Raw genomic sequence first — 23860 nt, forward strand, 5'->3', positions numbered from 1 at the left:
TCAGGCTCTTGAACGCAGCGGCCTTACTTTAACAGCTACGGGCCGCTGATGTTTACGATAACTGCTGCGCAGTAGCCATAGATGCACACCAATCACCATTAAAATCATCGCAAAAGGATAAAAATATACATTGTCGCTGCCTGTAAAAAGCATGACAGCGAGCATAAAGTAACTAAAAGGTAGCAGTTCATATAGCCAAAATGGCAAAACACCACCGTATTTTTCTCTGGCGTTTTTAATATCTGAGCGCCGGTTGTCTGAGCGTAGCACCCAAACCACAGCTCCAGCGCTTGCCATCAAAGCTCCGGCAACAAACGCCAGCACAGATTCAACACTTACCATCACGCCAATTCCGGCAGTGACATACGCATAAGGTAAAACTTCATATACTTTTTCTGGCCACATAACATCTTCCTTCCTTGTTCAGCTGCCGTTAAGTATAGAACACGTTTTTACACCTGTAATTTGCCTTGCAAAATTCATTAATTAAACTAATCCCAGAGAAGCAAAATTACTCAGTTGAGCGGCTCTTAAAGGCACCGCATAATGCGCAAAAATTATGCTGGCAAAGTGTTTAGTCTACCCAACGTCAATAGTCAGGAATGTAAAATGGAACATATTGTGTTCGATATCATCAGCTGGATAGGCTTAACAATCTGTATCGGTGCGTTCTTTATCAAGGACGTATTCTGGTTACGCCTGGCAACTTTGGTTGGCTGCAGCCTGCTACTTGTATATTACAGCCATATTGCAATCCCTCAGGGCGTGATCTCTAATTTATTAGTATTATTAATCAATGCTTACTATCTGGTTCGTTTTGCTCAAGCCCGTAAGACACAAAAAGCAGCAAACCATACTGCTGCGCCTGCCACCACCCTGACCACCCAAGCCGAGTAAGGCAGTCGCTGCTACTTTTGTCACATCAACAGGCGGGTTATAATTGCGACCCGGTAAGACAAGAGAGTGCAGTATGCAAGACGATGACCTAGATTTATTTCTGCAGGAAATGTCTGGCGTTAAACCTTTGTCTCAGGATGAGGTACTGCCAGAGCACAGCGAATTTAGTCCGACATTAGCGCAGCAAGCCCGGCGCAAAGCCGCTGAGCAGGAAATGGAATATGATCCAAACTACCTCAGCATGGAATATGTTGATCTGGTAAAACCGGATGAACCCTTTACCTATAAAAAAGACGGTGTACAGGATGGCGTGTATCGTAACCTGCGTCTTGGCAAGTACCAGTTAGATGCCACATTAAACCTGCTGGGCAAGAGCCTGACAGATGCCCGGCGCGAGCTTTTCTTCTTTATCGAAGATTGTCACAAGCGTGGTATTCGTACCTTACTGATTCAGCACGGTATGGGCCGAAACAGTAAACCGCATCCCGCCATATTACGCAGCTATGTATTTAAATGGCTGCCGCAGATGGCAACCGTACTGGCATGTAATACTGCGCAAAAGCAACACGGCGGCTATTCCGCAACCTATGTACTGCTGCAGAAGAATGCAGAGCAAAAGCGGGAAAACCGCGAGCGGCATAGAAAAGCTTAAACACAGATAAGCATCAGGGGAGCAAAGCCCCCCTGAGTCTCAGTCATTCCGTTTGACTATATTCAGTTTCCGCTATCCGCATAGCAGGCAGACAGCTTCGGCTTTGGTCAAAAATGCCGATAACGCCATTAAACAAACAACAATGGCGATTGCGGTAAAGCCAAAACCACGACTGGACGCTTTACTCATAACTAACCTCAGTGACACATTTTGTTATTTTAATTAGCAGCTTGGCTTAAGTTTCCTTAAACCGTCACTGAGTGTAGTTAAGTTGTAACAAAGTTACAATAACTGTGAATTTAACCAGTATTTTCAAGATGATACGACAGCGCTGAATAGACAAAATCCTGCGCCAGCAAACGGTTGTCATTCAGCTGTGGTAAAGCCTCATGCGTGATTTCAGTATGGGTCAGCACAAAGCCTGCCTGCTGGTAATTTTTCAATGCCGACGGATGATCTTCCGAGCAGGTATGTAACCAGATTTTGCGCCCTTGCCACTTAGCCGCCAGCATAATCGCCGAACGGGCTAAAGGCAGCCCTAACCCCTGACCAATGAATTGCGGCAACAAACCAAAAAACTTAATTTCGACGCTGTCATCTTGATGTTTTATCAGTTCGATATACCCTGCCGGCGTGCCTTTTACCCACAACAACCAAGTTCTGACCTGTTGTTGTGTCAGATAGTCCAGCCACTGCTGATAGTTCCAGCCTAAACGGCTGAACCAGCGCCAGCGCCCGCCTACAGCTCTGAACATAAACTGGCTCAGTTCCGGGCTGGCAATTTCCGCTTCTACCAGCTGCACCTGCTCTGGCCAATCTATCTGCTTGGGTACTTCACCTTCATAATGCAAGAACCAGGTTGTCACTTCTGTCAGATGCTGATCTGTCATTCAATATCCCCTGCTTAGATCAACCGGATTTAACAGCATTTCGCCGCGCTGGCTGCGACGGTAATTTTCGGCTATCTGCTGCACTACAGTGCTGACATTAGTCACCGCAGAGACATGCGGAGTAATTAGAATAGCGGGATGTAACCAAAATGGATGCTCTGCCGGTAAAGGTTCCTGCCGGAAAACATCAAGACACGCCGCCTGAACTTTGCCACTATCAAGCGCAGCTATCAGCGCTGCATCATCGACAATAGCACCGCGGGCAACATTGATAAAAATGGTACCTGTTTTTACCTGTTCGAAAAACATCTTATCAAGCAGGCTGTCTGTTTCTGCAGTTAGCGGCAGCAAACAAATCACAACATCTGCATCAGCGACTGCCTGGGCCAGTTCTGCCTGTCCGCTATAACACTTTACGCCAGTCATTTGTTTTGCCGTTCTGCCCCAACCGCTGACATGATAACCGGCAGCCGAAAAGTGCAGGGCAGCAGCGCCACCCAACTCACCGAGTCCCAGCACACAAATACTGCTTAGTTGCCGCGGGCTCTTAGGTTTCCAGAGCTGTTGCCGTTGCTGGCTACTGAACTGATCCAGCCTTAACCGGAAATGGTCTAACACACCGTCCAGATAGCGCACCATAGTGTCGGTCAGGCTACTATCTACTATCCGGGCTATTGGCAATGCTGGCAGCGTCGGATCAGCCAATATGGCATCGACCCCTGCACCAAAACATTGAATAGCTTTCAGGTTCGGCAACTGCGCCAAACTATCGGAAGGCTGCTTCCACACCACAGCAAACTCAACCTCATCAGCTGAGCCAATATCCGGCCAGATATCAATGCGGGTCCCGGGCAATGCCTGCGTCAGGCGCTGCTGTAAGTCGTCAAGTTTACGATCAGGGATGATCAGGGCAAGGCTCATAGGTCACCAAAGCTTAAAAAAAACGTCACACCAATGACACAGCAATTACTGATGCTGGTTGGCGTCTAAAGATAACATGGTACCGACTGATGCTGAACTGCCGCACCATCTTTTTATCTGACGTGCACCTGGGCTGCAAAGATTGCCAGGCCGATTATTTGCTGAGCTTTCTTGAGCAAAGCCAGGCCGACAAGATTTATCTGCTGGGCGACATTGTCGATCTGTGGGCCATGCGAAAGCAGGTGCACTGGACACTTAGTCAGAATAAAGTTGTGCGCTGCTTGCTGGACAAAGCCGAGCAAGGTGTCGAAGTGATCTATATTCCCGGTAACCATGATGAAGCCATGCGGCTTTATGCCGGCAAAAGCTTTGGCAATATCCGTATCGCACTACGGGAAAGCCACACCACGGCTCAGGGCAAAAAGTTATTGTTGTTACACGGTGACGAATTTGACAAAGAAGTGAATTTTGGCCGCCTGCATGCATGGCTCGGCGACAATCTTTACGATTTATTGCTGTTTTTAAATCGCTGGTACAACCGCCTGCGTCGCTTTACCGGTGGCAGCTACTTCAGTCTCGCCGCTTACATTAAAAGCCGCGTGCCCGGCGCGCAAAAAGCGATTGCCCGTTACCGGGCAGCTGCGGTAGCCAAAGCCAAACGCGCTGGTTTCGACGGCATTGTATGTGGCCATATTCATCATCCGGAAATTCGCCTGGAGCAAGGCATTATTTACTGTAATGACGGCGACTGGATAGACAGCTGTACTGCGCTAATAGAGCAACTGGATGGTAGCCTGGCGCTATATCACTGCACAGAGCAGGCAGCGAAAATTGCCGCCCTGCCGCTTGCTGCCAGCGATAAAAAGGCAGCGTAAAATTTCAGCAAACTGCCATAAAACCGACACCTGACTGTCATACAACCCCATTAGCCTGAGCGCAACACTACTGTAGTGCCAGCGGAGTTGATTATGATAAGTGTTGAACAGGTTCTTTCACAAAATCTTCCGGGCCTGACCGCCAAGCCCTGGCTATACAAGCCGGTTAAAGGGGCACTACGCCGCCTGCTGCATGAGCAGGATTTTATCGACTTTGCGCAGCGCTATCCGCATCTGCAAGGGCTTGAGTTTGTCGAACAGGTGCTGGACTACTTTAACTTTCGCTATTCGGTACGTGATAACGAAATTGAACGCATCCCGACTACGGGGCGCATAGTAATCATCGCCAATCACCCTATAGGTTCCCTTGACGGCCTGGCGCTGCTAAAACTGGTCAGCGATATCCGCTCCGACGTGAAAGTGGTCGCTAATCAGTTGCTGATGGCACTAAAACCTCTGCACAACCTGTTACTGCCAGTCAACAATATGAGTGGTGGCACTGAGCGGCGGGCGCTGGACAATATTCAGCAACATCTGGCAAATGAGGGGGCGCTGATTCTGTTCCCGTCCGGCGAGGTATCAAGACTGCGGCCTGAAGGGATCCGCGACGGCAAATGGCACAGCGGCTTTTTACGCTTTGCCAATAATGCTAAAGCCCCTATTCTGCCAATTTACATCGATGGCCGTAACTCTGCGCTATTTTATGGCGCCTCTATGCTGTACAAACCATTAGCAACCATGCTGCTGGTGCAGGAAATGTTTAAGCAACAGCGTAAGAAACTGGAAATGCGTATTGGTGAACAAATTCCGCATGAAGCTTTCGCTAATCTGGCTCTGGAAACGCAAGCCAAGGTTAAACTGTTTAAAAAGCATTTGTACCGGCTGGCTAAAGATAAAGCGCCGCTGTTCAGTACTCAAAGCGCCATTGCCCACCCGGAAGATCGCATAGTACTGAAAAAGTCGGTAGAAGCCTGCGAGCTGTTAGGCGAAACCGCAGATGGTAAGCAAATTTACCTGTACCAGCATCAGCAAAGCTCGCCGGTGTTGCGCGAAATTGGCCGGTTACGTGAATTTGCGTTTCGTGCCGTTGGCGAAGGCAGTGGCTTGCGCCGTGACATTGACCGCTTTGACAGCCACTACGAGCAACTGATTCTGTGGGATAAAGACGATTTGGAAATTGTCGGCGCCTACCGATTCGCCAATACCCGCAAAATTCTGGCCGAGCATGGTGCGGCCGGGCTTTATACCGCCTCGTTGTTTCAATTTGACAACAGCATGCAAAGCTATCTTGATGCTGGCCTGGAATTAGGGCGTAGCTTTGTGCAACCACGCTATTGGGGTAAACGCAGTCTGGAATACCTGTGGTATGGAATTGGCGCTTACTTAAAACGTAACCCGGATATTCGCTACCTGTTTGGTGGTGTCAGTTTATCTCACAGTTACCCACAGGCCGCCCGGGATCTGATGGTGTACTTTTACAGCCTGTACTTCAGTGATGGTAGTTGTACTGCCGTATCTAAACAACCTTATCAGCTACCGCAGGCTATTTTGGTGGAGCTGCAACAGCATTTCACCGGCAACGACTACCTTAGCGACTTTACACAGTTAAAACATTTGCTGGCGAACATGGGTGTCAGCGTACCGACTCTGTATAAACAGTACAGTGAACTGTGTGAGCCAGGCGGTGTGAAATTTCTGGCCTTTGGTACCGACCCTGACTTTGCAAACTGTGTGGATGGCCTGGTGCTGGTGGATATGACGATGCTAAAAGCCAACAAAAGAGCACGCTATATTGATTAACCATAGTATCCAACACCTTAGCTAAGCCATAAAAACTGGCAGCTTTTGCTGCCGGTTTTTGCTATGTAAAGGTTCAGTAAAGTTCAGTTTCAATTCAGCCCCGCCACCCTATAAGCTATACACTGTATAAAAAGCCGCCAGAGCAGTAATATCTGGTGGTGAAACGGAGGATAGCAAGATGAAATATCTGATGCTGCAAGTTGGCCGGTTGCTAAGTGCCGCCGTACTTTTACTCGGCACGGCGACAACAGTGCTGGCAGAAGACGATGCGCTGTCTCAGGCTGAGTTAGACCAAATGCTGGCGCCTGTTGCCCTGTACCCGGATACAGTGCTGACGCATGTGCTGATTGCTGCCACCTATCCGCTTGAAATAGTTCAGGCATCGCGCTGGGTAAAAGCGAACCCGGGCATAACAGGTGAAGACGCTGTGCGCGCCGTCGAAAGTAAAAGCTGGGATCCCAGCGTCAAAGCACTGGTCGCTTTTCCGCAATTAATTGAGCGTTTAAGTACTGATTTAGACTGGACAGAACAGCTGGGCGAAGCTTTTTTGGCCGATGAAACCCAGGTACTTGCCAGTATACAAACGTTACGAGAGAAGGCCTATGCCAATGGTTCACTGAACGATAATCAGCATGTGGTGGTTGAGCGCGAGCGCGACGTTATCGTCATTGAGCCAGCCCGGAAAGAAGTAGTATATGTGCCGGTGTACGATACCCGCGTGGTATACGGCGACTGGTGGTGGCCGTCATACCCGCCGGTGTATTGGCATACCGCAGGTGTTTACTACCGTAACAGCCCGTTTTACTGGGGCGTCAGCGTCAATGTAAGGCCCTGGTTTTACTTCGGTATCTTTGACTGGCGCCATCGCCATGTCGTAGTGCATCACCACTATTACCACACCCCGCCACGCTATTATCCTAAACGGCATAAACATTATGTTGATGCCCGCCGCTGGCAGCACAATACGGAGCACCGCCGCGGTGTGCATTACCGCCGTGAGCGCTTAAACCGCGAATACAATGCAGGTTATGGCTACCGCCAGCCAACACGTGAAAGCCAGGGCAAGGTTGTACATCAGCGTAGAGTGACGTCTGATCAGCGTGAACAGCATAACCAGTATCAACGCAAAACAGCAGAGCAAATACGCTTAACAAACCGCCAGTGGCAAAGCGACGACAGAAATCCGCGTCAGCACAACGAGGCTTTGCGCCAGCAACGTGAGCAGCGGCTGCGTACTACTGATATTCAGCGTAATGATCGACAGCCACAGCAGGTTCAGCAGCAACTGAAAGAACAGCGTCAGTATAACCCTCAGCGCGAACGCCCGAATCAGGTTGTCAGCACTGAGCAGCTGCGCCAGCGCCAGTCTCAGCAACGGTCTGAACGGCCGCAACACAAGGCAGAATCGCAACGCCAGGTGCAGCAACCAGGCCGGCAGTATCAGCAACCAACAGTGCAACAGCGCCAGCCGCAGCAGATGCAACAGCGTCAGCCAGCGCGTGAGTACCGGGCATCGACAAAAGAGAGCATGGTACAGCAGCGTGAACGGCCGGCCCGGCATATCGAATAAACGTCATTTTGTTGATATAAAACAAATTACGGGGCTGAAGTTATCGCAGCCCCGTTTTTTATTGATCCAGGCCAATATTCTTGCGCGACGAAAGCGGAAAATCACCTCAGACCTTATCTGTGGAGATTATTATGAAAACTGTTTTATCCGCGCTCACTCTGGCCACTTTACTCGCCGCTGCCCCTGCCTCAGCCGAATTCGGCATTAACGTCGGTGCTATTACGGTTGCACCTGATGACAGCAGCAGCAATTTAAATGTTGTCGAGCAGGTAGCAGGTTTGCCCGCAGGCTCCACCGCTGTTGGGGTAAACAGCAATACTCAGCTTGGCCTGACGCTTGATTATAAGTTCACCCCTAACTGGTCAGTACAACTGATTGCGGCTACGCCATTCAGCCATGATATTACTGTAAAAGGTTCAGCTATTGATGGGTTGAAAGTGGGTAGCACTAAACATCTGCCACCTACGTTGCTGGCTCAGTATCACTTTATGCCACAACACCAAACGTTCGACCCATTTATTGGTGTAGGCCTAAACTACACGGTATTCTTTGATGAGCAAATTGATGGTCAACTCGAAGGCGCGCTTGATAGCCTCGGAGTAACAGGCACGAATGATGTTGTTGGTTTAAAACTTAAAGACTCTTTCGGTCTGGCGTTACAGGCAGGTGTAAACATCAAGTTCAACGACACCCTGGGCCTACACCTGATGATCAGTAAAATGGACATCGATACAACGGGCCGGGTACAGGTTAACGGCAACACTATCCAGAGTGTTGATGTTGATATCGACCCCTATGTTGCGATGATTGGTCTGCGCTGGACCTTATAACCCAGCAATGAATCATGGTTAAGACTAAAGGCGACTGCATCAGAGTCGCCTTTTTGTTTTACACTGTTAAACAGACGATATGAGCCCGGCAGGTTATGACAAAGCAAATCGACAAACTTAACTGGCAACAGCTGTTAAAATCAGGCGACCGGATTTTTATCGGTTCTCATGCTGCCACACCTACAGCACTGATTGATAACCTGATAAGTAATGCCAGGCAGCTGCACGATATTGAAGTGGTGCAGGTGTATTCTCTGGCTGACAACAAATGGGCCGATGCCGAATATCAGCAGCTGTTTAAGGTTAACGCACTTTTTATTGGTGGCGACCAGGTGCGCCGGGCCGTGGCAGAAGGCCGCGCTGACTATACGCCATGCTTTATGTCTGACATCCCCTCTTTGTTCAGCGACGGCATTATTCCGCTTGATGCAGCGTTAATTATGGTTAGCCCGGCCGATGAGCATGGCTATCACTCACTCGGCGTATCGGTTGATATCGTCTCGGCCGCCGCCAGAGCGGCGAAAAAAGTTATCGCTCAGGTAAACCCGTCAATGCCAATCACCTATGGTCAGGCGTTTATTCACCGCGACCAGATAAGCGCCTACTATTATGCCGAGCAGCCGCTGGTACAAATGCCGCCGGTTAAACTTGACGCCGTAACTGAACGTATTGGCCAATATGTATCGTTATTGGTTGAAGACGGCGCCACTATTCAGATTGGCGTTGGCAAAATGTGTGATGCCGTACTGCGCTACCTTGGTAACCATAAAGATTTGGGGATCCACAGCGAAATGATCACCGATTCGATGATGGATTTGATTAAAAAAGGCGTAGTAACCAACCGGAAAAAAACCTTTCACCCCGGTAAAACAGTGGCCAGCTTTTGTGTCGGTAGTAAAGCGTTATACGATTTTGTGCACTGCAACCCGCATATGGGTTTCTACCCGAGCGAATATGTTAATTCTCCGGCCAATATTGCCCGTAACGATAATATGGTATCAATAAACAGCGCCATTGAAGTCGATTTAACCGGCCAGATCGTTTCTGACTCGATCGGACACTTGTTTTACAGCGGTATTGGTGGTCAGGTCGACTTCAGCCGGGGCGCCTCTATGAGTAATGGCGGCAAGCCTATTATTGCGCTGCCCAGCACCGCTAAAAATGGTACCGTATCGCGTATCGTCGCACATTTAAGCGAAGGCGCTGGCGTTGTGACCTCGCGCGGTCATGTGCACTACGTGGTAACAGAGTTTGGTGTTGCCTCGCTGCGCGGCAAAAGTATCCGCGAACGTGCACTGGAACTTATCCGCGTGGCTCATCCGAAGTTTCGTCAGCAATTGCTGGAGCAGATACGCCAGCACTTTTGGGTGCCGCATTATCAACTACATACGCCGACAGAAGTGCCGGAACTGGGCATTGTTGGCTTTAAAGAGCTCTCTATTGACGGCGAAGAATTTGATTTGCGTCCGCTTAACCCGTCAGATGAGCGCCGTTTGCAGGAGTTTTTCTACTCACATACCAAGGAAACGCTGCAACTACGCTACAGCGCAGTGCCAACCCAGATGAGCCGGGAGAAATCCTGCACGCTGGTTGGGGTCGATCAATCCAAAGATCTGGCATTGTGTATCGTGAAACAAAAAGGCTCCGCAGTACAAATTCAGGCAGTGGGCCGTTACTATCTGTTACCCGACGGCGCTGGTTGTGAAGTCGCCTTTGTTACACGAGAGAAGTATCAGGGCAAGGGTATGGCCAAACGCTTATTACAGGAGCTGATTATGATTGCAGAGCAACGTGGCCTGCAGAGTATGGTGGCTTTTGTCCGCGCCGAAAATAAAGCCATGTTAGCAGTATTTCAAAAAGCCGGCTTTGGCCGCTTACCCGGCGATGACCCAAGCGAAGTATACCTGCAACTGCCGTTGCCACGAGCCGGCAAAAGTGGAGAGAGCAGCTGATGGCCATAACCCTGTTCAGTCATGCCAGTTGCTACCGCCACCTGGCCGGTGATGACCACCCGGAGCAACCGGCACGCCTGAGTGGAATTAATGATCAGCTTATCCGCTCTGGCATGGAATACGTCGTGCAACAACGTGATGCAACCCCTGCCACCAAACAGCAACTGTATCAGGCGCACTGCAAGCTCTATGTAGATGAAATTTTCGCTAAAGAACCCGGCGACAGCCATATCTGGCTGGATCCGGATACGCAAATGATGAAGCACAGCCTGGAGGCCGCCTTGCATGCTGCCGGTGCTGGCATCAACGCCGTTGACCTTGTATTGCAGGATGCAAACCTGCAGGCTTTTTGCAGTGTACGCCCCCCCGGCCATCACGCTACCCGCGATCAGGCGATGGGCTTTTGTATTTTTAACAATGTGGCGGTCGCTGCCTTACATGCGTTGAAACAGCATGCCCTGGAGCGTGTGGTTATTGTTGATTTTGATGTGCACCATGGCAACGGCACCGAAGATATCGTCAGCGGCGATGAGCGTATTCTGTTTTGCTCGTCGTTTCAGTTTCCGCTCTATCCAAATACCGGCAATACAGCAAGCGCCGACAACATTGAAAACCTGCCACTACCCGCGTTGTGTAAACCGGCTCAGTGGCGTGAACAAATCACAGAGCACTGGCTGGCCCGTATTAACGACTTTAAACCACAGCTGATTTTGGTATCAGCAGGCTTTGATGGCCACCGTGAAGATGATATGGCGCAGTTTCTGCTGACTGAAGATGATTACCAGTGGATAGCACAGCAGCTAAAACAGCTAGCCGATGCGCATTGTGAAGGGCGGGTTGTGGCAATGCTGGAAGGCGGCTATGCCTTAAGCGCACTGGGCCGCAGTGTTGTAGCCTTTTTAAAGGGACTGATGTAGCGCGCCCTCGCTACAGCCTGGCAGCCTGCACATGCATCCAGTCATAGTTGCGGCTGCGTCCCAGGCTTACCCAGCCTTCATCCTCCCAGCACTGCCACCAGTAGTCGTAGTCAGAGCGGGCAAAAGCGGCTTTATTACTGCCCCACTTCAGCTGATTGTGTTCAGGATCAAAATCAAAGGCGATACCCCAACTATGAGTAGACAAACTGCTGCCCCCACGCCTGGCACGCAAGTTAAAACCGCCGCCGTATAAATCAAGCCGCAGTTGTTGCACGGCATCAAAACCGTAATACAACAGCACCTGCTCTAACACTTTTTGCACACTGGCCGCGACCTTTTGATGACACTGTGTTGCCAGTACTGTTGTTGACATGTCCCATGCTAACCGCATCGGGTATGGAAAGCTGACTTTAACCAGCTGCTCACCGGGGGCACCGAAAAAAGCTCTGAGTTCCTGCTCCCGGTCTAACGGCCAGTTATTAGGGTTTGCCGGCGTGCTGTAGCGATCACGCCAGGGGGGCGGTATTTTCTGATGTTGCTGTAGCCCAGCCAGTTGCTCTGCCGCATAAGATGTTTGCGGCCCCCACCAACCGTCAAGTAAACCGGGCTGCAATCCTGCCTGTTTACAACACAGCTGCAGACAAAGTACCGTCTGGCGCTGTGCTGGCCAACTCTGCCACCCTTCGGCCTGTGCTAATTCAGCACTGTGCTGCTGCAAATAGTGTTGTACGACGGCATGGCTATCACCAAGCTCGCGACTGTGACTGATATTAAGTGCATTCTTTAGAGAAAGTACAGCAAGTGTGTCCATGTTATTGCTGCCCGTAAAAGGTTAACGAGCTAAGTGTAGCTGCGCTATTTAGGCTTTGCCGGATAAATAAATGCCTAAAAAACAAAACCCTGCCGGAGCAGGGTTTTGTTTTTTAGGCATTTATTGCCAGTGCGCTTTTAGCCTAGCCAGACGCGGGCGTTGCGGAACATCCGCATCCACGGGCTGTCTTCCTGCCAGCCGTCCGGCTGCCATGAGTTAGCTACAGCACGGAATACCCGCTCAGGATGAGGCATCATGATGGTCACGCGGCCATCGGTAGTAGTCAGCGAAGTAATACCGGCGGCAGAACCGTTCGGGTTCTGCGGGTATTGCTCTGTGGCATTACCGTAGTGGTCAACAAACCGCATCGCTACAGTGCCGCTGTGGTTAGCTTTGGCAAATGCCTCTGATGAGGCAAATTCAGCGTGGCCTTCGCCGTGTGATACCGCGATTGGCATACGCGAGCCTGCCATGCCATTGAAGAATAATGACGGGCTTTGCTGAATTTCTACCAGACTGAAACGGGCTTCGAACCGCTCTGATTTATTACGCACAAAGTGTGGCCATAAATCAGCACCGGGGATCAGGCTCTTTAAGTTCGACATCATCTGACAGCCGTTACAGACACCCAGCGAGAAGGTGCTTTGGCGTGCGAAGAAATCGGCAAATTGCTGACGGGCAATATCGTTAAACAATACCGATTTGGCCCAGCCTTCACCGGCGCCTAACACGTCACCGTAAGAGAAGCCACCGCAGGCAACTAAGCCGTTAAAATCGGCAAGCTTGGCGCGGCCAGCCAAAATATCACTCATGTGCACATCCACCGCGGTAAAGCCAGCGCGGTTAAAGGCAGCCGCCATTTCAACATGCGAGTTAACACCCTGCTCACGCAGGATCGCGACTTTAGGTGCAGCGCCTTTTAAGATAAAAGGTGCGGCTACATCAGCATTGATATCAAAGCTCAGTTTAACATTTAAGCCAGGATCCGCTGCATCGGCTTTGGCCTCGAATTCCTGCTTGGCACCGGCCGGGTTATCACGAAGTGCCTGCATCTGGTAAGTGGTTTCTGCCCAGATACAACGTAAACGGGTGCGGCTATCGCTCAGCACCACTTTGTCGCCACGGCTGAATACCAACTCATCTTTGTTGTTAACGCTGCCGATAACATGGCTGCACTGCGCCAGATTGTGCTGCGCCAGCACTTGCTGCACGTAAGCCAGTTCACTGGTGCTTACCTGAATCACAGCACCCGGCTCTTCTGAGAACAGCACCGCCATATCATCATTGCCCAGGGCAGCAATGTCCGCATTGACACCGGCCTTACCGGCAAACGCCATTTCCGCCAGCGTAACAAACAAACCACCGTCTGAACGGTCATGATACGCCAGCAGTTTTTGCTCACGCGTTAGCTGCTGCACAGCGTTAAAGAAGTTAATTAACAGCTCCGGGCTATCCAAATCGACCGGTGTTTGGCCTAACTGTTTATACACCTGCGCCAGGCTGGAAGCGCCCAGCCGGTTCTGGCCCTGGCCTAAGTCAATCAGCAGCAGGCTGGTGTCGCCCTTATCTGTGCGCAGCTGTGGCGTCACCGTTTTACGGATATCTTCTACCCGGGCAAAGGCAGTGATGACCAAAGATAACGGTGCAGTAACCGCTTTATCTTCGCCATTTTGCTGCCACTTGGTTTTCATCGACATGGAGTCTTTGCCTACCGGAATAGTGACTTCCAGCGCAGGGCACAGCTCTTCGCCAATAGCTTTAACCGCAGCATACAAACCGGCATCTTCACCCGGATGACCTGCTGCAGCCATCCAGTTAGCTGATAATTTAACGCGTTTTAAATCACCAATGTCAGTGGCAGCAATGTTGGTAATGGCTTCAGCAACAGCCAGACGTGCTGACGCGGCAAAGTCCAGCAGTGCAACAGGGGTACGCTCGCCCATCGCCATCGCTTCGCCGTGATAAGTATCATAGCTGGCTGCGGTAACACCACAGTTGGCAACAGGTACTTGCCATGGGCCAACCATCTGATCGCGGGCCACCAGGCCTGTTACAGTGCGGTCACCGATGGTAACCAGGAAGGTTTTTTCTGCGATAGCAGGTAAGCGCAGCAAGCGCTCTGCTGCGTCTTTAATACTGACACCTGACAGCTCCAGCGCTTTCCCGGCAGAGGTCGCGCTTTTCACATCCCGGTGCATCTTTGGCGCTTTACCCAGTAATACACTTAGCGGTAAGTCAATTGGCGTGCTACCAAAGTGGGTATCGGTTAACGTTAAGTGCTGCTCTGCTGTGGCTTCGCCCACTACCGCAAAAGGTGCGCGCTCACGCTTACAGATCTGTTCAAACACCGGCATTTTATCCGCCGGTATCGCCATTACATAGCGCTCCTGCGATTCGTTACACCAGATCTGCAGCGGTGACATGCCAGGCTCATCGTTTGGCACGTTACGCAGTTCAAACTTACCGCCTACACCACCGTCATTAACCAGCTCAGGGAAGGCATTAGATAAACCACCAGCACCGACGTCATGAATAAATACTATTGGGTTATCGCTACCCAGCTGCCAGCAGCGGTCGATAACTTCCTGACAACGACGTTCAATTTCCGGGTTCTCGCGCTGCACGGAAGCAAAATCCAAATCTTCTGCCGACTGGCCAGACGCCATAGAAGACGCAGCACCACCGCCCAGGCCGATATTCATTGCCGGGCCGCCCAGTACCACTAATTTAGCGCCTACCGGTAAATCGCCTTTTTGCACGTGCTCAGCACGGATATTACCCAAACCACCGGCTAACATAATCGGTTTATGGTAACCGCGCACTTCCTCACCGTTATGGCTTGGCACTTTTTCTTCGTAGGTACGGAAATAACCGTTGATCGCCGGGCGACCAAACTCGTTATTAAAGGCTGCTCCACCTAAGGGACCTTCCAGCATAATATCTAATGCCGACACAATACGTTCAGGTTTACCAAAATCGGTTTCCCATGGTTGCTCAAAACCCGGTATACGCAAGTTCGACACAGAGAAACCTACTAAACCAGCCTTAGGTTTAGAACCAACGCCTGTTGCGCCCTCGTCACGAATTTCGCCACCCGAACCTGTAGCAGCGCCCGGATAGGGTGAAATGGCTGTAGGGTGGTTATGGGTTTCAACTTTCATCAGTACATGGATATCTTCATGGTGATACTGATAAGTATTGTTGCCTGGCTGGGCAAAGAAACGTCCTGCCGCTGAGCCTTCCATTACCGCAGCGTTATCTTTATAAGCTGATAACACATAGTCCGGCGTTTGCTCAAAGGTGTTCTTAATCATTTTAAACAGCGATTTAGGCTGTTGTACGCCGTCGATTGTCCAGTCGGCGTTAAAAATCTTGTGCCGGCAATGCTCTGAATTTGCCTGCGCAAACATATAGAGTTCAATATCGTTCGGGTTGCGGCCTAAGGTAGTGAAATTGTTAAACAGGTAGTCTATTTCATCTTCTGCCAGTGCCAGGCCCATTTCGTTATTGGCTTTGGCCAGAGCTTCACGCCCGCCAGTTATAATATCGACAGACGCAAGGGGTGCCGGCTGCGCTTTAGCAAACAAGGCTTCGGCCTGGGTCAGTTCGGTGAATACTGCCTCCATCATCCGGTCGTGCAGCAAAGCCGCAACCTGCTGCAGTTGTTGCTGGCTAAACCCGGCAGCGGCCTCAATATAATAAGCTATACCACGCTCTAAGCGTTTTACCTGCGTCAGGCCACAGTTGTGCGCAATATCGGTCGCTTTAGATGACCAGGGCGAAATAGTCCCTGGACGGGGAGTCACCAGCAGCATATGGCCGCGGGGTTCATGGCTGGCGATTGCCGGACCGTAAGTCAGCAACTTGTCCAGCGTGTGCTGCTGTGCGTCAGTTAATGCGCCGCTGACATCAGCAAAGTGCATAAACTCAGCATAGATATTGCTGACAGTTAAGCCACTTTGGGCGCATTGGTCGAGTAACTTCTGAATTCTGAAATCGGACAGTGCTGGCGCACCACGCAGGATCAACATAGGCTTTTTTTCCCGTGGGTTGAACAACGATGGAACCTGAAACAGGCGCGCCATTATAAAGAAATTTCTGCCTAAGTGGTATGAGTAAACACTGACGCCGAAGCAGAAGTTTGCTATAACAGCCGGGAATAAGGTGGTAAAGAGTGAAAATGCATGCGTAGAAGTGGCTACTGGCTACTGGTATTGATTTGGCTTACCGGCTGTAGTCCAGAACCACAGCAGAGCCAGCTTTTCGATATATATCAGAGAGATACTTTAAAAGTTGGCGTACTGCATGGCCCCACCAGTTACTATGTTGGCGTAGACGGCCCTACCGGTTTCGAGCTGGAGTTGAGCCAGGCCTTAGCAGATAAGCTGGGTGTCAAACTCGAGTTGTATCCGAGTTATCATCTGGACGAACTGTTGCAAAAACTCGAAACCGGCCAGGTTGATTATATCGCCGGCGGGTTAACACTGACCGAAATCCGTAAAGGTAAATACCGCTCTTCCCCTGCATACCGCTGGATTAATGAAGTGCTGGTGTTTAAGCAGGGTAACACCTGGCCACGCTCAGTAGATGATCTGACAGACACCATAGTCGTGGTAAAAGACAGTAGTCATGCGGAAACACTGCAGCAACTGGAACAGGACCATCCAACGCTGAAATGGCAACAAGACCCGACACTGGACGCCGAAGAGATCCTGCAACAGGTAGTAGACGGTAATATTGCTTACACGGTCACGGATTCTAATCAACTGGCGCTCAACAGGCGCTTTTACCCTAACCTGAGCATCGCTTTTACCGTGCGGGATAATCTGCCGGTAAGCTGGTTACTGGCAGATAATCAGGACGATTCACTGTATGCCGTTTTAATTGAGTTTTTCGGTGCCATGTATCAGGGCGGAGAGCTTATCGCCCTGGAAGACCGCTATTTCGGCCATGTGCAGCAATTCAATTACGTCGATACGCTCTCGTATATCGAAGCTATCGAGCAGACGCTGCCGACACTGAAACCCTGGTTCGAGCAATACGCCGGCGAGCTGGACTGGCGCTTACTGGCCGCACTCAGTTACCAGGAATCACACTGGGACGCCAAAGCAAAAAGCCCGACTGGCGTACGTGGTTTAATGATGCTGACCTTACCCACCGCTCAGCAAATGGGGGTAACCAGCCGGTTGGATGCGCAGCAGAGCATCCGCGGCGGCAGTCGCTATCTGCACCGGCTGGTGACACGCATACCGGAACGTATTCCGATGCCTGACCGGCTATGGTTTGCGTTAGCGTCTTATAATGTTGGCTGGGGTCATGTTGAAGATGCGCGGGTCCTTACCCAGCGTGACGGCGCCGATCCTGACAAATGGCTGGATGTAAAGCAGCGCCTGCCATTACTGCGGCAAAAAAATGTTTATCAGACAACTAAGTATGGTTATGCACGTGGAGACGAAGCGGTAACCTATGTTGATAATATACGCCGCTACTACGATACCCTTCTGTGGGTCGATGAGCGCCAGCAGGCAGAGCAACGTCTGGAAGAGCAGAAGCAGCGACTGACTGAGCAAAGCAGTACAGAAATCTTGCCACAGCCTCCCGCCGGCCAGGATTAACACACTGTTGATCCCAAAGCCTGTCGCCCTCATAGTAGCCGTTAATATCAGATAAAGGAGCGCCCATGCTAAAACGGAAAAAACCTCAGGTAAAAGCCAGGCGTCGTCGATTGTTAGATGTTGCAGCCAGCAGACGACGGATCAAACGCAACATAGCCGTCACAAAACTGCACCAACGTCGTCGTCATTACCTTGGCTTTTTTAATCAGCCTGAGGCTGAGTGCGTTTAAGCGCTTTATGCTCAGCTCTGCGCCGCTGAAAAAAGCCTGATAGCTGTGCTGCACATTGCTGCGCCAATACACCTGGAACAATTTCTACCTGATGATTAAAGCAGTGATGCTGCAACAAATTAAGTACGGAGCCGGCCGCACCGGTTTTCAAATCACTGGCACCAAACACGACTTTTTTAATTCTGCTGTGCACCATCACACCAGCGCACATGCTACACGGCTCCAACGTCACGTATAAGGTGCAATCGGGTAAGCGGTAGTTTCCAACCATAGCGGAAGCCGCACGTATTGCCTGCATCTCGGCATGGGCTGACGGGTCGTTCAGGCTGATCATCTGGTTCCAGCCTTCAGACAACAAAATGCCATCCTTCACCAGCACCGCCCCAACCGGCACTTCACCTTGCTCTTCCGCTTTGGCAGCGAGCTTGATCGCGTACTGCATCCAGTCTTCATCAGTCATATTGCTTTACAATTATTCGCTATACCCGACACCGAGTTTACCACTATATTCTGGTTAAATTGGCTAAACTTTTGTTTATTTGCCCGAAAAGCAAACCCAGCTAACAGCATAAACATTTGATTATAAACAGTTAATATGATTGGCATCTGATTTGCTAAGATTGCCAGACTAACAAACTAAAGAAGGAGCGTCTTTATGGATATCGGTATTGTCATCATAGTGGTAGTTGCCATACTCGGCGGTGTTGCTTACGATGCGATGAAAATGCGATATAAGTATCAACAACTGGCATCTGGCAAAGGTATTGATAAACTCGAGCAGGAAATCGCGGAGCTGAAACAACGCATCGCCATTCTGGAAGCCATAGTGACCGATAAATCTTATCAGATTAAAGATCAAATTAACCAGTTATCAAGGAGCAGCTAAAAAATGGGCGTGTTTGACATGATTGTTATTGTTGTGGTGTGTTCAATGGCGTTTGCCGCTTTTGACTCCTACAACAAGCACAAAAATAAAGCCGGCAGCAGCAAGGAAATGGATGAGCTGAAAGCAGAGCATGAGAAACTAAAGCAACGTATCGCCACTTTGGAAAGTATTGTTACTGACAAGTCTTATCAGCTAAAAGATCAGATCAACCGTCTGTAGACCTTGCAGTTTATTCCTGACAGCGTGGCAGTTAATGCCTGATATGGTACACTGCCGACAACTGCTGACAGGAGCAAATTATGTCGACGGAAACACTGGTCAACCGGGCCCGTACAATATGCGAACAAAATGGTGCCCGCTTTACGTCCATCCGGGAAAAAGTCTTTCGCCTGCTTGCCAACCTCAACGGCGGCATTGGCGCTTACGAGCTATTAGAACAGCTAAAGCAGACTGAACCCGGAGCCAAACCTGCCACCGTTTACCGTGCTCTGGAGTTTCTTACAGAACAAGGCTTTATTCACAAAATTGAATCAACGAATGCTTTTTTACTCTGTCATCATTTTGGCCAGCATCATCCGGCACAATTATTGATATGTGATCAGTGTGGCAATGTCACTGAATTGCACTCAGATTTGCTGCATGAGGAATTTAACCGCCAGGCAGTGGCACAGGGCTTTGTTATCAAGCACCAGACGATAGAAGCCCACGGCTTATGCAAAACCTGTAAGGCAAAACAATAAAACTTTTCCATATCAAGGATCTGGCTTGTTAATTCAGTAAAAGGTTTCTAATCTTAAACAAGTTGTAGCCCTGATACCGTATTCTGATAGGCGTAGACATGAATGTAGAATTTATAAACCCGTTTTTATCGTCTCTGGTCAATGTATTAAGTACGATGGCCAATACCACCATCACGCCGGGACAGCCCCGGATAAAAAAAGATGAAGTGGCCCGTGGTGATGTGTCCGGCTTAATCGGCATGGTTAGCCCACAAACCAAAGGCTCATTCTCTATTACTTTTGAAGAATCATTAGCTGTAGAAATTATGTTTCGTATGTTGGGCGAGCGGCCAAAAGGTATTACAGCGGATGTCACTGATATGGTTGGCGAAATAACCAATATGGTGACAGGTGGTGCCAAGCGTATTCTGGGTGAAAAAGGTTACGACTTCACTATGGCAACACCAGTTGTGGTATCGGGTAAAGGCCACACTATTTCACATAAATCCGAAGGTGCAAAAATTCTGATGCCTTTCGACTCCGACTTTGGCAAAGTACATATCGAAGTCAGCTTCGATAAGTAACTACCCGACGCCGGCTATAAAAAAATAGTCGGCTCCTGTTTCACAAACGCAGCATTGCGGTATTGTGCTATCACGTCTTTTGCAGCTTGCTCCGAACGCTCTTTACGCTCCCGGTTACGGTTTGCCTGCTCTATCAACGCTTCAAGTGCTTTGTTTAGCTGCGTCAACTTATCATCAAGCGCCGATAGCTTATTGTCACGTTCTACGCTGGCGGGTTGCTGTGCCAGCGCATCTTTCTCTGCTTCGGTCTCTTCTATCTTCTGCTGAATTTCATCGTATTTTTGCTTATCAAGCCCAATACGGTTTGCCAGCATTTGCTCCATCAACTGATCCAGAAATGCTTTTTGTTGCTCAGTCTCAGGCTCGGCAGGAGCCGCTGCCTTGCTGGCGTGAGCGGCAGTAGCGGCTGCGATTGCCGGTTTGGCGGCAATATCTTGCCGGCTGGCAAACGCATCCGCGCCATTCTCAGGCTTAAGCAGCTGATACTGTAGCTGGAAGTTGTTAATTGAAAGGCCTGACACTGTCATCACACATTCCTGCAAAATTTAATGCCATAGATGGTGAACACTTAAAGCAGAAAATGTGCCAGGCAGGGAAGTTATTATTCAGCGTAGCTAAACTGCACGCGGCTGGTGATATTACACAATAGCTCATAAGGAATAGTCTCTACCCTCTGCGCAAGCTGCTCTACCGGCAACTGTGGCCCCCACAGAATAACGTTGTCACCAACTGCAACGCTCTGCTGGCCGATATCAACAGTAATCATATCCATAGAGACACGCCCGACAACCGGCAAGCGCTGACCATTAATAACGACGTCGGCATTGTTACTGGCTGCTCGCGGGTAGCCATCACCGTATCCTATCGCGACAACGGCTAGCCGGGTGTCGTGTGCAGCTATCCAACTGCCGCCATAGCCTACTGCCTCACCGGCTTTAACATGCCGCACCGCGATAACACTGCTGCTTAAGGTCATTACCGGTTGCAAGCCCTGCGTATTGCCGCTGCCATCAGCCATTGGTGATACACCATATAACATCAGGCCAGGCCGCACCCAATCAGCGTGGCTTTGCGGCCAGTTTAAAATGGCAGCAGAATTAGCCAGTGACACCTCACCTTCTGTGTCTGCAATAGTCTGCCGGAACAGCTGCAATTGCCGCAGCGTAGCCGGGTTCGCCAACTCATCCGAGCTGGCAAAATGACTCATAAAACGGATTGGCGTTTGCACATTGGCACTTTGACTTAAGCACTGATGCAACTCATTAAATTCATCCGGGTAAATACCAAGCCGGTGCATACCGGAATCAACTTTCAACCAAACCCGTACCGGCGCATCCAACCTGGCAGCTACCAGTGCTGTGGCTTGCTCGCGGTGATGTATTACCAGCTGTAAATTAGACGCTACCACCTGCTGCAGCTCATCCGGGTGGAAAAAGCCTTCCAGCAGCACAATGGGTTTGGTAATACCACCAGCACGTAGCGCCAGAGCCTCATCAATGCGGGCCACACCCAGCGCATCAGCGTGCTTCAATGCCTGGGCCACGGCAAGCATCCCATGGCCATAGGCGTTGGCTTTTAACACTGCCAATACCTTGCTGGCAGGAGCCAATTGTTTTACCCGGGAAAAATTATGATTAAGGGCGTTAAGATTAATAATGGCCTGTGGCCGGCGGCTTTGCATTAATCTTCCTCGAAACGGGCGCTACCAGCATAGTTATCAAAGCGTGAATAACGGCCATGGAATGTCAGCCTCACGCGGCCTATCGGGCCGTTACGCTGCTTACCAATAATGACCTCGGCTGTGCCTTTATCCGGGCTGTCGTCGTTATATACCTCGTCACGGTAGATAAACATGATTAAGTCGGCATCCTGCTCGATAGAACCGGATTCACGTAAGTCGGAGTTTACCGGGCGTTTATCGGCCCGCTGTTCAAGTGAACGGTTAAGCTGAGACAGCGCCACTACCGGTACTTTAAGCTCTTTTGCCAGCGCTTTTAACGAACGCGAGATTTCCGCAATTTCCAATGTACGGTTTTCACTTAAGCCCGGTACTGTCATTAACTGCAAATAATCGACCATGATCATACTCAGGCCACCGTGCTCACGTGCTACCCGGCGCGCCCGCGAGCGTACCTCTGTCGGTGTCAGGCCCGAACCATCGTCGATATACATTTTGCCTTTGGTATTTAACAGCTCAATTGCTGACGACAAACGCGCCCAGTCTTCGTCTTCAAGCTGGCCGGTACGCACCTTGGTTTGGTCAATACGGCCTAAAGACGCCAGCATACGCATCATAATTTGCTCTGACGGCATCTCTAAGCTGAAAATCAGCACCGGCTTATCACTGGTGATAGCAGCATGTTCACACAGGTTCATCGCAAAGGTGGTTTTACCCATCGACGGGCGGGCAGCAACGATAATCAGATCCGATGGCTGCATGCCGTTGGTCATCTTATCCAGGTCGACGTAACCGGTAGAGACACCGGTGACACCATCGTGCGGCGAGCGGAACAGCTCGTCGATTTTTTCAATGGTTTTAGCCAGGATCGCATTGATAGGTTCCGGGCCTTCGTTGGCATTGGCACGCTGCTCGGCAATTTTAAATACCTTGGTTTCGGCAAAGTCGAGCAGCTCAGCCGACGTGCGGCCCTGAGTATCGTAGCCGGCATCAGCAATGTCGTGCGCGACTGAAATCATATCGCGTACCACGGCACGCTCACGCACGATATCAGCATAGGCCAGAATATTTGCTGCGCTGGGCGTGTTTTTGGCAATTTCGCCCAAATAGGCGAAGCCGCCCACATCGTCTAACTGTTGGTTGGCCTCTAAATCTTCAGAAACCGTAATAATGTCTATCGGGTGGCTGGATTCTGCCAGACGTGACATGGCTGCAAAAATAAAGCGGTGTGCTCTGAGATAGAAATCCTGCTCGACCACCTTCTCTGCAACACGGTCCCAGGCATCGTTGTCCAGCATTAAGCCGCCAAGCACTGACTGCTCAGCATCTATTGAATGGGGCGGCATTTTAACCGCAGCAACCTGCTTATCTTTTGTACTGCTCATAGCACCTGTATCAGTTAGCGAAAACAGCATAATGCTAACCTGCCACAGGCAGATAACAAAGCAAAGTAACAGAAATTTTTAACGGCTAGGCATCTGTGCCGGTGTGATGGCTATATCAGAGGATAAAACGGAGGTGATTGGAAAAGCGCACTGCAGCTGCAGTGCGCTTTCAAGCAATTAAGCTTCTGCGATTACCACAACTTTAACAGTTGCGATAACTTCAGCGTGTAACTGCAGGTCGATATCGAACTCGCCAGTTTCACGTAAAGTACCGTTTGGTAACTTCACTTCTGCTTTAGACACTGCAACACCGGCTTCAGTGATAGCATCAGCGATATCGCGAGTACCAACTGAACCGAACAGTTTGCCTTCATCACCAGCTTTAGAAGCGATAGTCACTTCACCCAGCGCAGCAACTTTAGCAGCACGGTCATTAGCAGCGGCTAAATCAGCAGCTAATTTAGCTTCTAATTCAGCACGACGGGCTTCGAATTTCTCGATGTTAGCCTTAGTAGCTGGAACTGCTTTACCCTGTGGGAATAAGAAGTTACGAGCATAGCCAGACTTAACAGTTACATTGTCACCTAAACCACCAAGGTTAGCGACTTTGTCTAACAGAATAATTTGCATTACTTATACCCCTTCTGT

Annotated in this window: 23 protein-coding genes; 13 read left to right on the forward strand and 10 right to left on the reverse strand. The window is 50.1% G+C overall.

All coding sequences use genetic code 11. The features are described 5' to 3' along the window. Positions 1–405: a hypothetical protein gene (locus tag AC5SV9_RS06515; protein ID WP_475147340.1), complete on the reverse strand. Its 405-nt coding sequence runs from the start codon at positions 403–405 to the stop codon at positions 1–3. Positions 406–546: 141 nt separating this feature from the next. Between AC5SV9_RS06515 and AC5SV9_RS06520 the strand changes: the two genes are divergently transcribed. Beyond that, on the forward strand, positions 547–897 hold the full coding sequence (locus tag AC5SV9_RS06520) for a hypothetical protein (protein WP_475147343.1): 351 nt from the start codon (positions 547–549) through the stop codon (positions 895–897). Positions 898–970: 73 nt separating this feature from the next. Further along, positions 971–1549 carry a DNA endonuclease SmrA gene (gene smrA, locus AC5SV9_RS06525; protein WP_134057513.1) on the forward strand — a complete coding sequence of 193 codons (579 nt, stop codon included), beginning with the start codon at positions 971–973 and terminating at the stop codon, positions 1547–1549. 299 nt (positions 1550–1848) lie between these two features. Here the strand turns inward: smrA and AC5SV9_RS06530 are convergent, their stop codons facing one another. Next, the gene (locus AC5SV9_RS06530) at positions 1849–2439 is read right to left on the reverse strand and encodes a GNAT family N-acetyltransferase (protein WP_475147344.1); all 591 of its coding nucleotides are present in this window, start codon (positions 2437–2439) and stop codon (positions 1849–1851) included. Then, entirely contained in the window at positions 2440–3360 is a 921-nt protein-coding gene (locus tag AC5SV9_RS06535) for a 2-hydroxyacid dehydrogenase (RefSeq protein ID WP_475147346.1), read from the reverse strand. An 89-nt stretch (positions 3361–3449) separates the two neighbouring features. On the opposite strand from AC5SV9_RS06535, the gene AC5SV9_RS06540 reads away from it, so the two are divergent. The 6 genes from AC5SV9_RS06540 (at position 3450) to AC5SV9_RS06565 (ending at position 11304) form a co-directional block, all read left to right on the forward strand. Continuing rightward, positions 3450–4235 (forward strand): UDP-2,3-diacylglucosamine diphosphatase, encoded by a 786-nt coding sequence (locus tag AC5SV9_RS06540; protein WP_475147348.1) that lies wholly within the window; start codon positions 3450–3452, stop codon positions 4233–4235. Between the two features lie 93 nt (positions 4236–4328). Continuing rightward, on the forward strand, positions 4329–6035 hold the full coding sequence (gene olsF / locus AC5SV9_RS06545; RefSeq protein WP_475147349.1) for a bifunctional ornithine lipid synthase OlsF: 1707 nt from the start codon (positions 4329–4331) through the stop codon (positions 6033–6035). Between the two features lie 178 nt (positions 6036–6213). Continuing rightward, on the forward strand, positions 6214–7605 hold the full coding sequence (locus AC5SV9_RS06550; protein WP_475147351.1) for a DUF3300 domain-containing protein: 1392 nt from the start codon (positions 6214–6216) through the stop codon (positions 7603–7605). Positions 7606–7736: 131 nt separating this feature from the next. Beyond that, positions 7737–8435, forward strand: coding sequence for an OmpW/AlkL family protein (locus tag AC5SV9_RS06555; protein ID WP_475147353.1), 699 nt, complete (start codon positions 7737–7739; stop codon positions 8433–8435). A gap of 95 nt (positions 8436–8530) precedes the next feature. Continuing rightward, on the forward strand, positions 8531–10387 hold the full coding sequence (locus AC5SV9_RS06560; RefSeq protein ID WP_475147355.1) for a GNAT family N-acetyltransferase: 1857 nt from the start codon (positions 8531–8533) through the stop codon (positions 10385–10387). Beyond that, positions 10387–11304: a histone deacetylase family protein gene (locus tag AC5SV9_RS06565; RefSeq protein ID WP_475147357.1), complete on the forward strand. Its 918-nt coding sequence runs from the start codon at positions 10387–10389 to the stop codon at positions 11302–11304. Before AC5SV9_RS06560 ends, AC5SV9_RS06565 begins: the two co-directional genes overlap by 1 nt. A gap of 10 nt (positions 11305–11314) precedes the next feature. Here AC5SV9_RS06565 and AC5SV9_RS06570 read toward each other — a convergent pair whose 3' ends face one another. Both AC5SV9_RS06570 and purL read right to left on the reverse strand, forming a co-directional pair. After that, positions 11315–12115 carry a M15 family peptidase gene (locus tag AC5SV9_RS06570; protein ID WP_475147359.1) on the reverse strand — a complete coding sequence of 267 codons (801 nt, stop codon included), beginning with the start codon at positions 12113–12115 and terminating at the stop codon, positions 11315–11317. A 137-nt stretch (positions 12116–12252) separates the two neighbouring features. Next, positions 12253–16146, reverse strand: a complete 3894-nt coding sequence (gene purL, locus AC5SV9_RS06575; RefSeq protein WP_475147360.1) for a phosphoribosylformylglycinamidine synthase — start codon at positions 16144–16146, stop codon at positions 12253–12255. Positions 16147–16299: 153 nt separating this feature from the next. Here purL and mltF point away from each other — a divergent pair, with 153 nt between their 5' ends. Next, positions 16300–17730, forward strand: a complete 1431-nt coding sequence (gene mltF / locus AC5SV9_RS06580; RefSeq protein WP_475147362.1) for a membrane-bound lytic murein transglycosylase MltF — start codon at positions 16300–16302, stop codon at positions 17728–17730. A 201-nt stretch (positions 17731–17931) separates the two neighbouring features. On the opposite strand, the gene tadA is transcribed toward mltF, so the two are convergent. Next, positions 17932–18420: a tRNA adenosine(34) deaminase TadA gene (gene tadA, locus AC5SV9_RS06585; RefSeq protein ID WP_475147364.1), complete on the reverse strand. Its 489-nt coding sequence runs from the start codon at positions 18418–18420 to the stop codon at positions 17932–17934. 195 nt (positions 18421–18615) lie between these two features. On the opposite strand from tadA, the gene AC5SV9_RS06590 reads away from it, so the two are divergent. The 4 genes from AC5SV9_RS06590 to AC5SV9_RS06605 all read left to right on the forward strand — a co-directional run bounded on the left by AC5SV9_RS06590 (position 18616) and on the right by AC5SV9_RS06605 (position 20149). Continuing rightward, positions 18616–18846, forward strand: a complete 231-nt coding sequence (locus AC5SV9_RS06590) for a hypothetical protein (protein WP_475147366.1) — start codon at positions 18616–18618, stop codon at positions 18844–18846. A gap of 3 nt (positions 18847–18849) precedes the next feature. Next, entirely contained in the window at positions 18850–19065 is a 216-nt protein-coding gene (locus tag AC5SV9_RS06595) for a phage shock protein B (RefSeq protein WP_230819320.1), read from the forward strand. Between the two features lie 80 nt (positions 19066–19145). Continuing rightward, positions 19146–19586, forward strand: coding sequence for a zinc uptake transcriptional repressor Zur (gene zur / locus AC5SV9_RS06600; RefSeq protein ID WP_134057545.1), 441 nt, complete (start codon positions 19146–19148; stop codon positions 19584–19586). A gap of 98 nt (positions 19587–19684) precedes the next feature. Continuing rightward, positions 19685–20149 carry a chemotaxis protein CheX gene (locus tag AC5SV9_RS06605; RefSeq protein ID WP_475147367.1) on the forward strand — a complete coding sequence of 155 codons (465 nt, stop codon included), beginning with the start codon at positions 19685–19687 and terminating at the stop codon, positions 20147–20149. A 14-nt stretch (positions 20150–20163) separates the two neighbouring features. Here the strand turns inward: AC5SV9_RS06605 and AC5SV9_RS06610 are convergent, their stop codons facing one another. The 4 genes from AC5SV9_RS06610 to rplI all read right to left on the reverse strand — a co-directional run bounded on the left by AC5SV9_RS06610 (position 20164) and on the right by rplI (position 23842). Beyond that, complete coding sequence (locus AC5SV9_RS06610; RefSeq protein WP_475147368.1) at positions 20164–20676, reverse strand: hypothetical protein; 513 nt, start codon at positions 20674–20676, stop codon at positions 20164–20166. A gap of 74 nt (positions 20677–20750) precedes the next feature. Further along, on the reverse strand, positions 20751–21830 hold the full coding sequence (gene alr, locus AC5SV9_RS06615; protein WP_475147370.1) for an alanine racemase: 1080 nt from the start codon (positions 21828–21830) through the stop codon (positions 20751–20753). Next, on the reverse strand, positions 21830–23212 hold the full coding sequence (gene dnaB / locus AC5SV9_RS06620) for a replicative DNA helicase (protein WP_134057553.1): 1383 nt from the start codon (positions 23210–23212) through the stop codon (positions 21830–21832). The genes alr and dnaB overlap by 1 nt, the downstream gene beginning before the upstream one ends. 177 nt (positions 23213–23389) lie before the next feature. Then, on the reverse strand, positions 23390–23842 hold the full coding sequence (rplI, locus tag AC5SV9_RS06625; RefSeq protein ID WP_475147371.1) for a 50S ribosomal protein L9: 453 nt from the start codon (positions 23840–23842) through the stop codon (positions 23390–23392). Positions 23843–23860: the final 18 nt, after the last annotated feature.

It is taken from the genome of Rheinheimera sp. ATLC3 (assembly GCF_059429535.1).

What these genes read in the sequence shown, in the direction of transcription:
- AC5SV9_RS06565 (WP_475147357.1), top strand. Translation starts at nt 10,387, where the DNA reads ATGGCCATAACCCTGTTCAGTCATGCCAGTTGCTACCGCCACCTGGCC.
- AC5SV9_RS06590 (WP_475147366.1), top strand. Translation starts at nt 18,616, where the DNA reads ATGGATATCGGTATTGTCATCATAGTGGTAGTTGCCATACTCGGCGGT.
- tadA (WP_475147364.1), bottom strand. Translation starts at nt 18,420, where the DNA reads ATGACTGATGAAGACTGGATGCAGTACGCGATCAAGCTCGCTGCCAAA.
- AC5SV9_RS06535 (WP_475147346.1), bottom strand. Translation starts at nt 3,360, where the DNA reads ATGAGCCTTGCCCTGATCATCCCTGATCGTAAACTTGACGACTTACAG.
- AC5SV9_RS06605 (WP_475147367.1), top strand. Translation starts at nt 19,685, where the DNA reads ATGAATGTAGAATTTATAAACCCGTTTTTATCGTCTCTGGTCAATGTA.
- AC5SV9_RS06560 (WP_475147355.1), top strand. Translation starts at nt 8,531, where the DNA reads ATGACAAAGCAAATCGACAAACTTAACTGGCAACAGCTGTTAAAATCA.
- AC5SV9_RS06595 (WP_230819320.1), top strand. Translation starts at nt 18,850, where the DNA reads ATGGGCGTGTTTGACATGATTGTTATTGTTGTGGTGTGTTCAATGGCG.
- AC5SV9_RS06550 (WP_475147351.1), top strand. Translation starts at nt 6,214, where the DNA reads ATGAAATATCTGATGCTGCAAGTTGGCCGGTTGCTAAGTGCCGCCGTA.
- AC5SV9_RS06530 (WP_475147344.1), bottom strand. Translation starts at nt 2,439, where the DNA reads ATGACAGATCAGCATCTGACAGAAGTGACAACCTGGTTCTTGCATTAT.
- rplI (WP_475147371.1), bottom strand. Translation starts at nt 23,842, where the DNA reads ATGCAAATTATTCTGTTAGACAAAGTCGCTAACCTTGGTGGTTTAGGT.
- AC5SV9_RS06555 (WP_475147353.1), top strand. Translation starts at nt 7,737, where the DNA reads ATGAAAACTGTTTTATCCGCGCTCACTCTGGCCACTTTACTCGCCGCT.
- dnaB (WP_134057553.1), bottom strand. Translation starts at nt 23,212, where the DNA reads ATGAGCAGTACAAAAGATAAGCAGGTTGCTGCGGTTAAAATGCCGCCC.
- AC5SV9_RS06570 (WP_475147359.1), bottom strand. Translation starts at nt 12,115, where the DNA reads ATGGACACACTTGCTGTACTTTCTCTAAAGAATGCACTTAATATCAGT.
- purL (WP_475147360.1), bottom strand. Translation starts at nt 16,146, where the DNA reads ATGTTGATCCTGCGTGGTGCGCCAGCACTGTCCGATTTCAGAATTCAG.
- olsF (WP_475147349.1), top strand. Translation starts at nt 4,329, where the DNA reads ATGATAAGTGTTGAACAGGTTCTTTCACAAAATCTTCCGGGCCTGACC.
- smrA (WP_134057513.1), top strand. Translation starts at nt 971, where the DNA reads ATGCAAGACGATGACCTAGATTTATTTCTGCAGGAAATGTCTGGCGTT.
- AC5SV9_RS06610 (WP_475147368.1), bottom strand. Translation starts at nt 20,676, where the DNA reads ATGACAGTGTCAGGCCTTTCAATTAACAACTTCCAGCTACAGTATCAG.
- AC5SV9_RS06540 (WP_475147348.1), top strand. Translation starts at nt 3,450, where the DNA reads ATGCTGAACTGCCGCACCATCTTTTTATCTGACGTGCACCTGGGCTGC.
- zur (WP_134057545.1), top strand. Translation starts at nt 19,146, where the DNA reads ATGTCGACGGAAACACTGGTCAACCGGGCCCGTACAATATGCGAACAA.
- alr (WP_475147370.1), bottom strand. Translation starts at nt 21,830, where the DNA reads ATGCAAAGCCGCCGGCCACAGGCCATTATTAATCTTAACGCCCTTAAT.
- AC5SV9_RS06515 (WP_475147340.1), bottom strand. Translation starts at nt 405, where the DNA reads ATGTGGCCAGAAAAAGTATATGAAGTTTTACCTTATGCGTATGTCACT.
- mltF (WP_475147362.1), top strand. Translation starts at nt 16,300, where the DNA reads ATGCGTAGAAGTGGCTACTGGCTACTGGTATTGATTTGGCTTACCGGC.
- AC5SV9_RS06520 (WP_475147343.1), top strand. Translation starts at nt 547, where the DNA reads ATGCGCAAAAATTATGCTGGCAAAGTGTTTAGTCTACCCAACGTCAAT.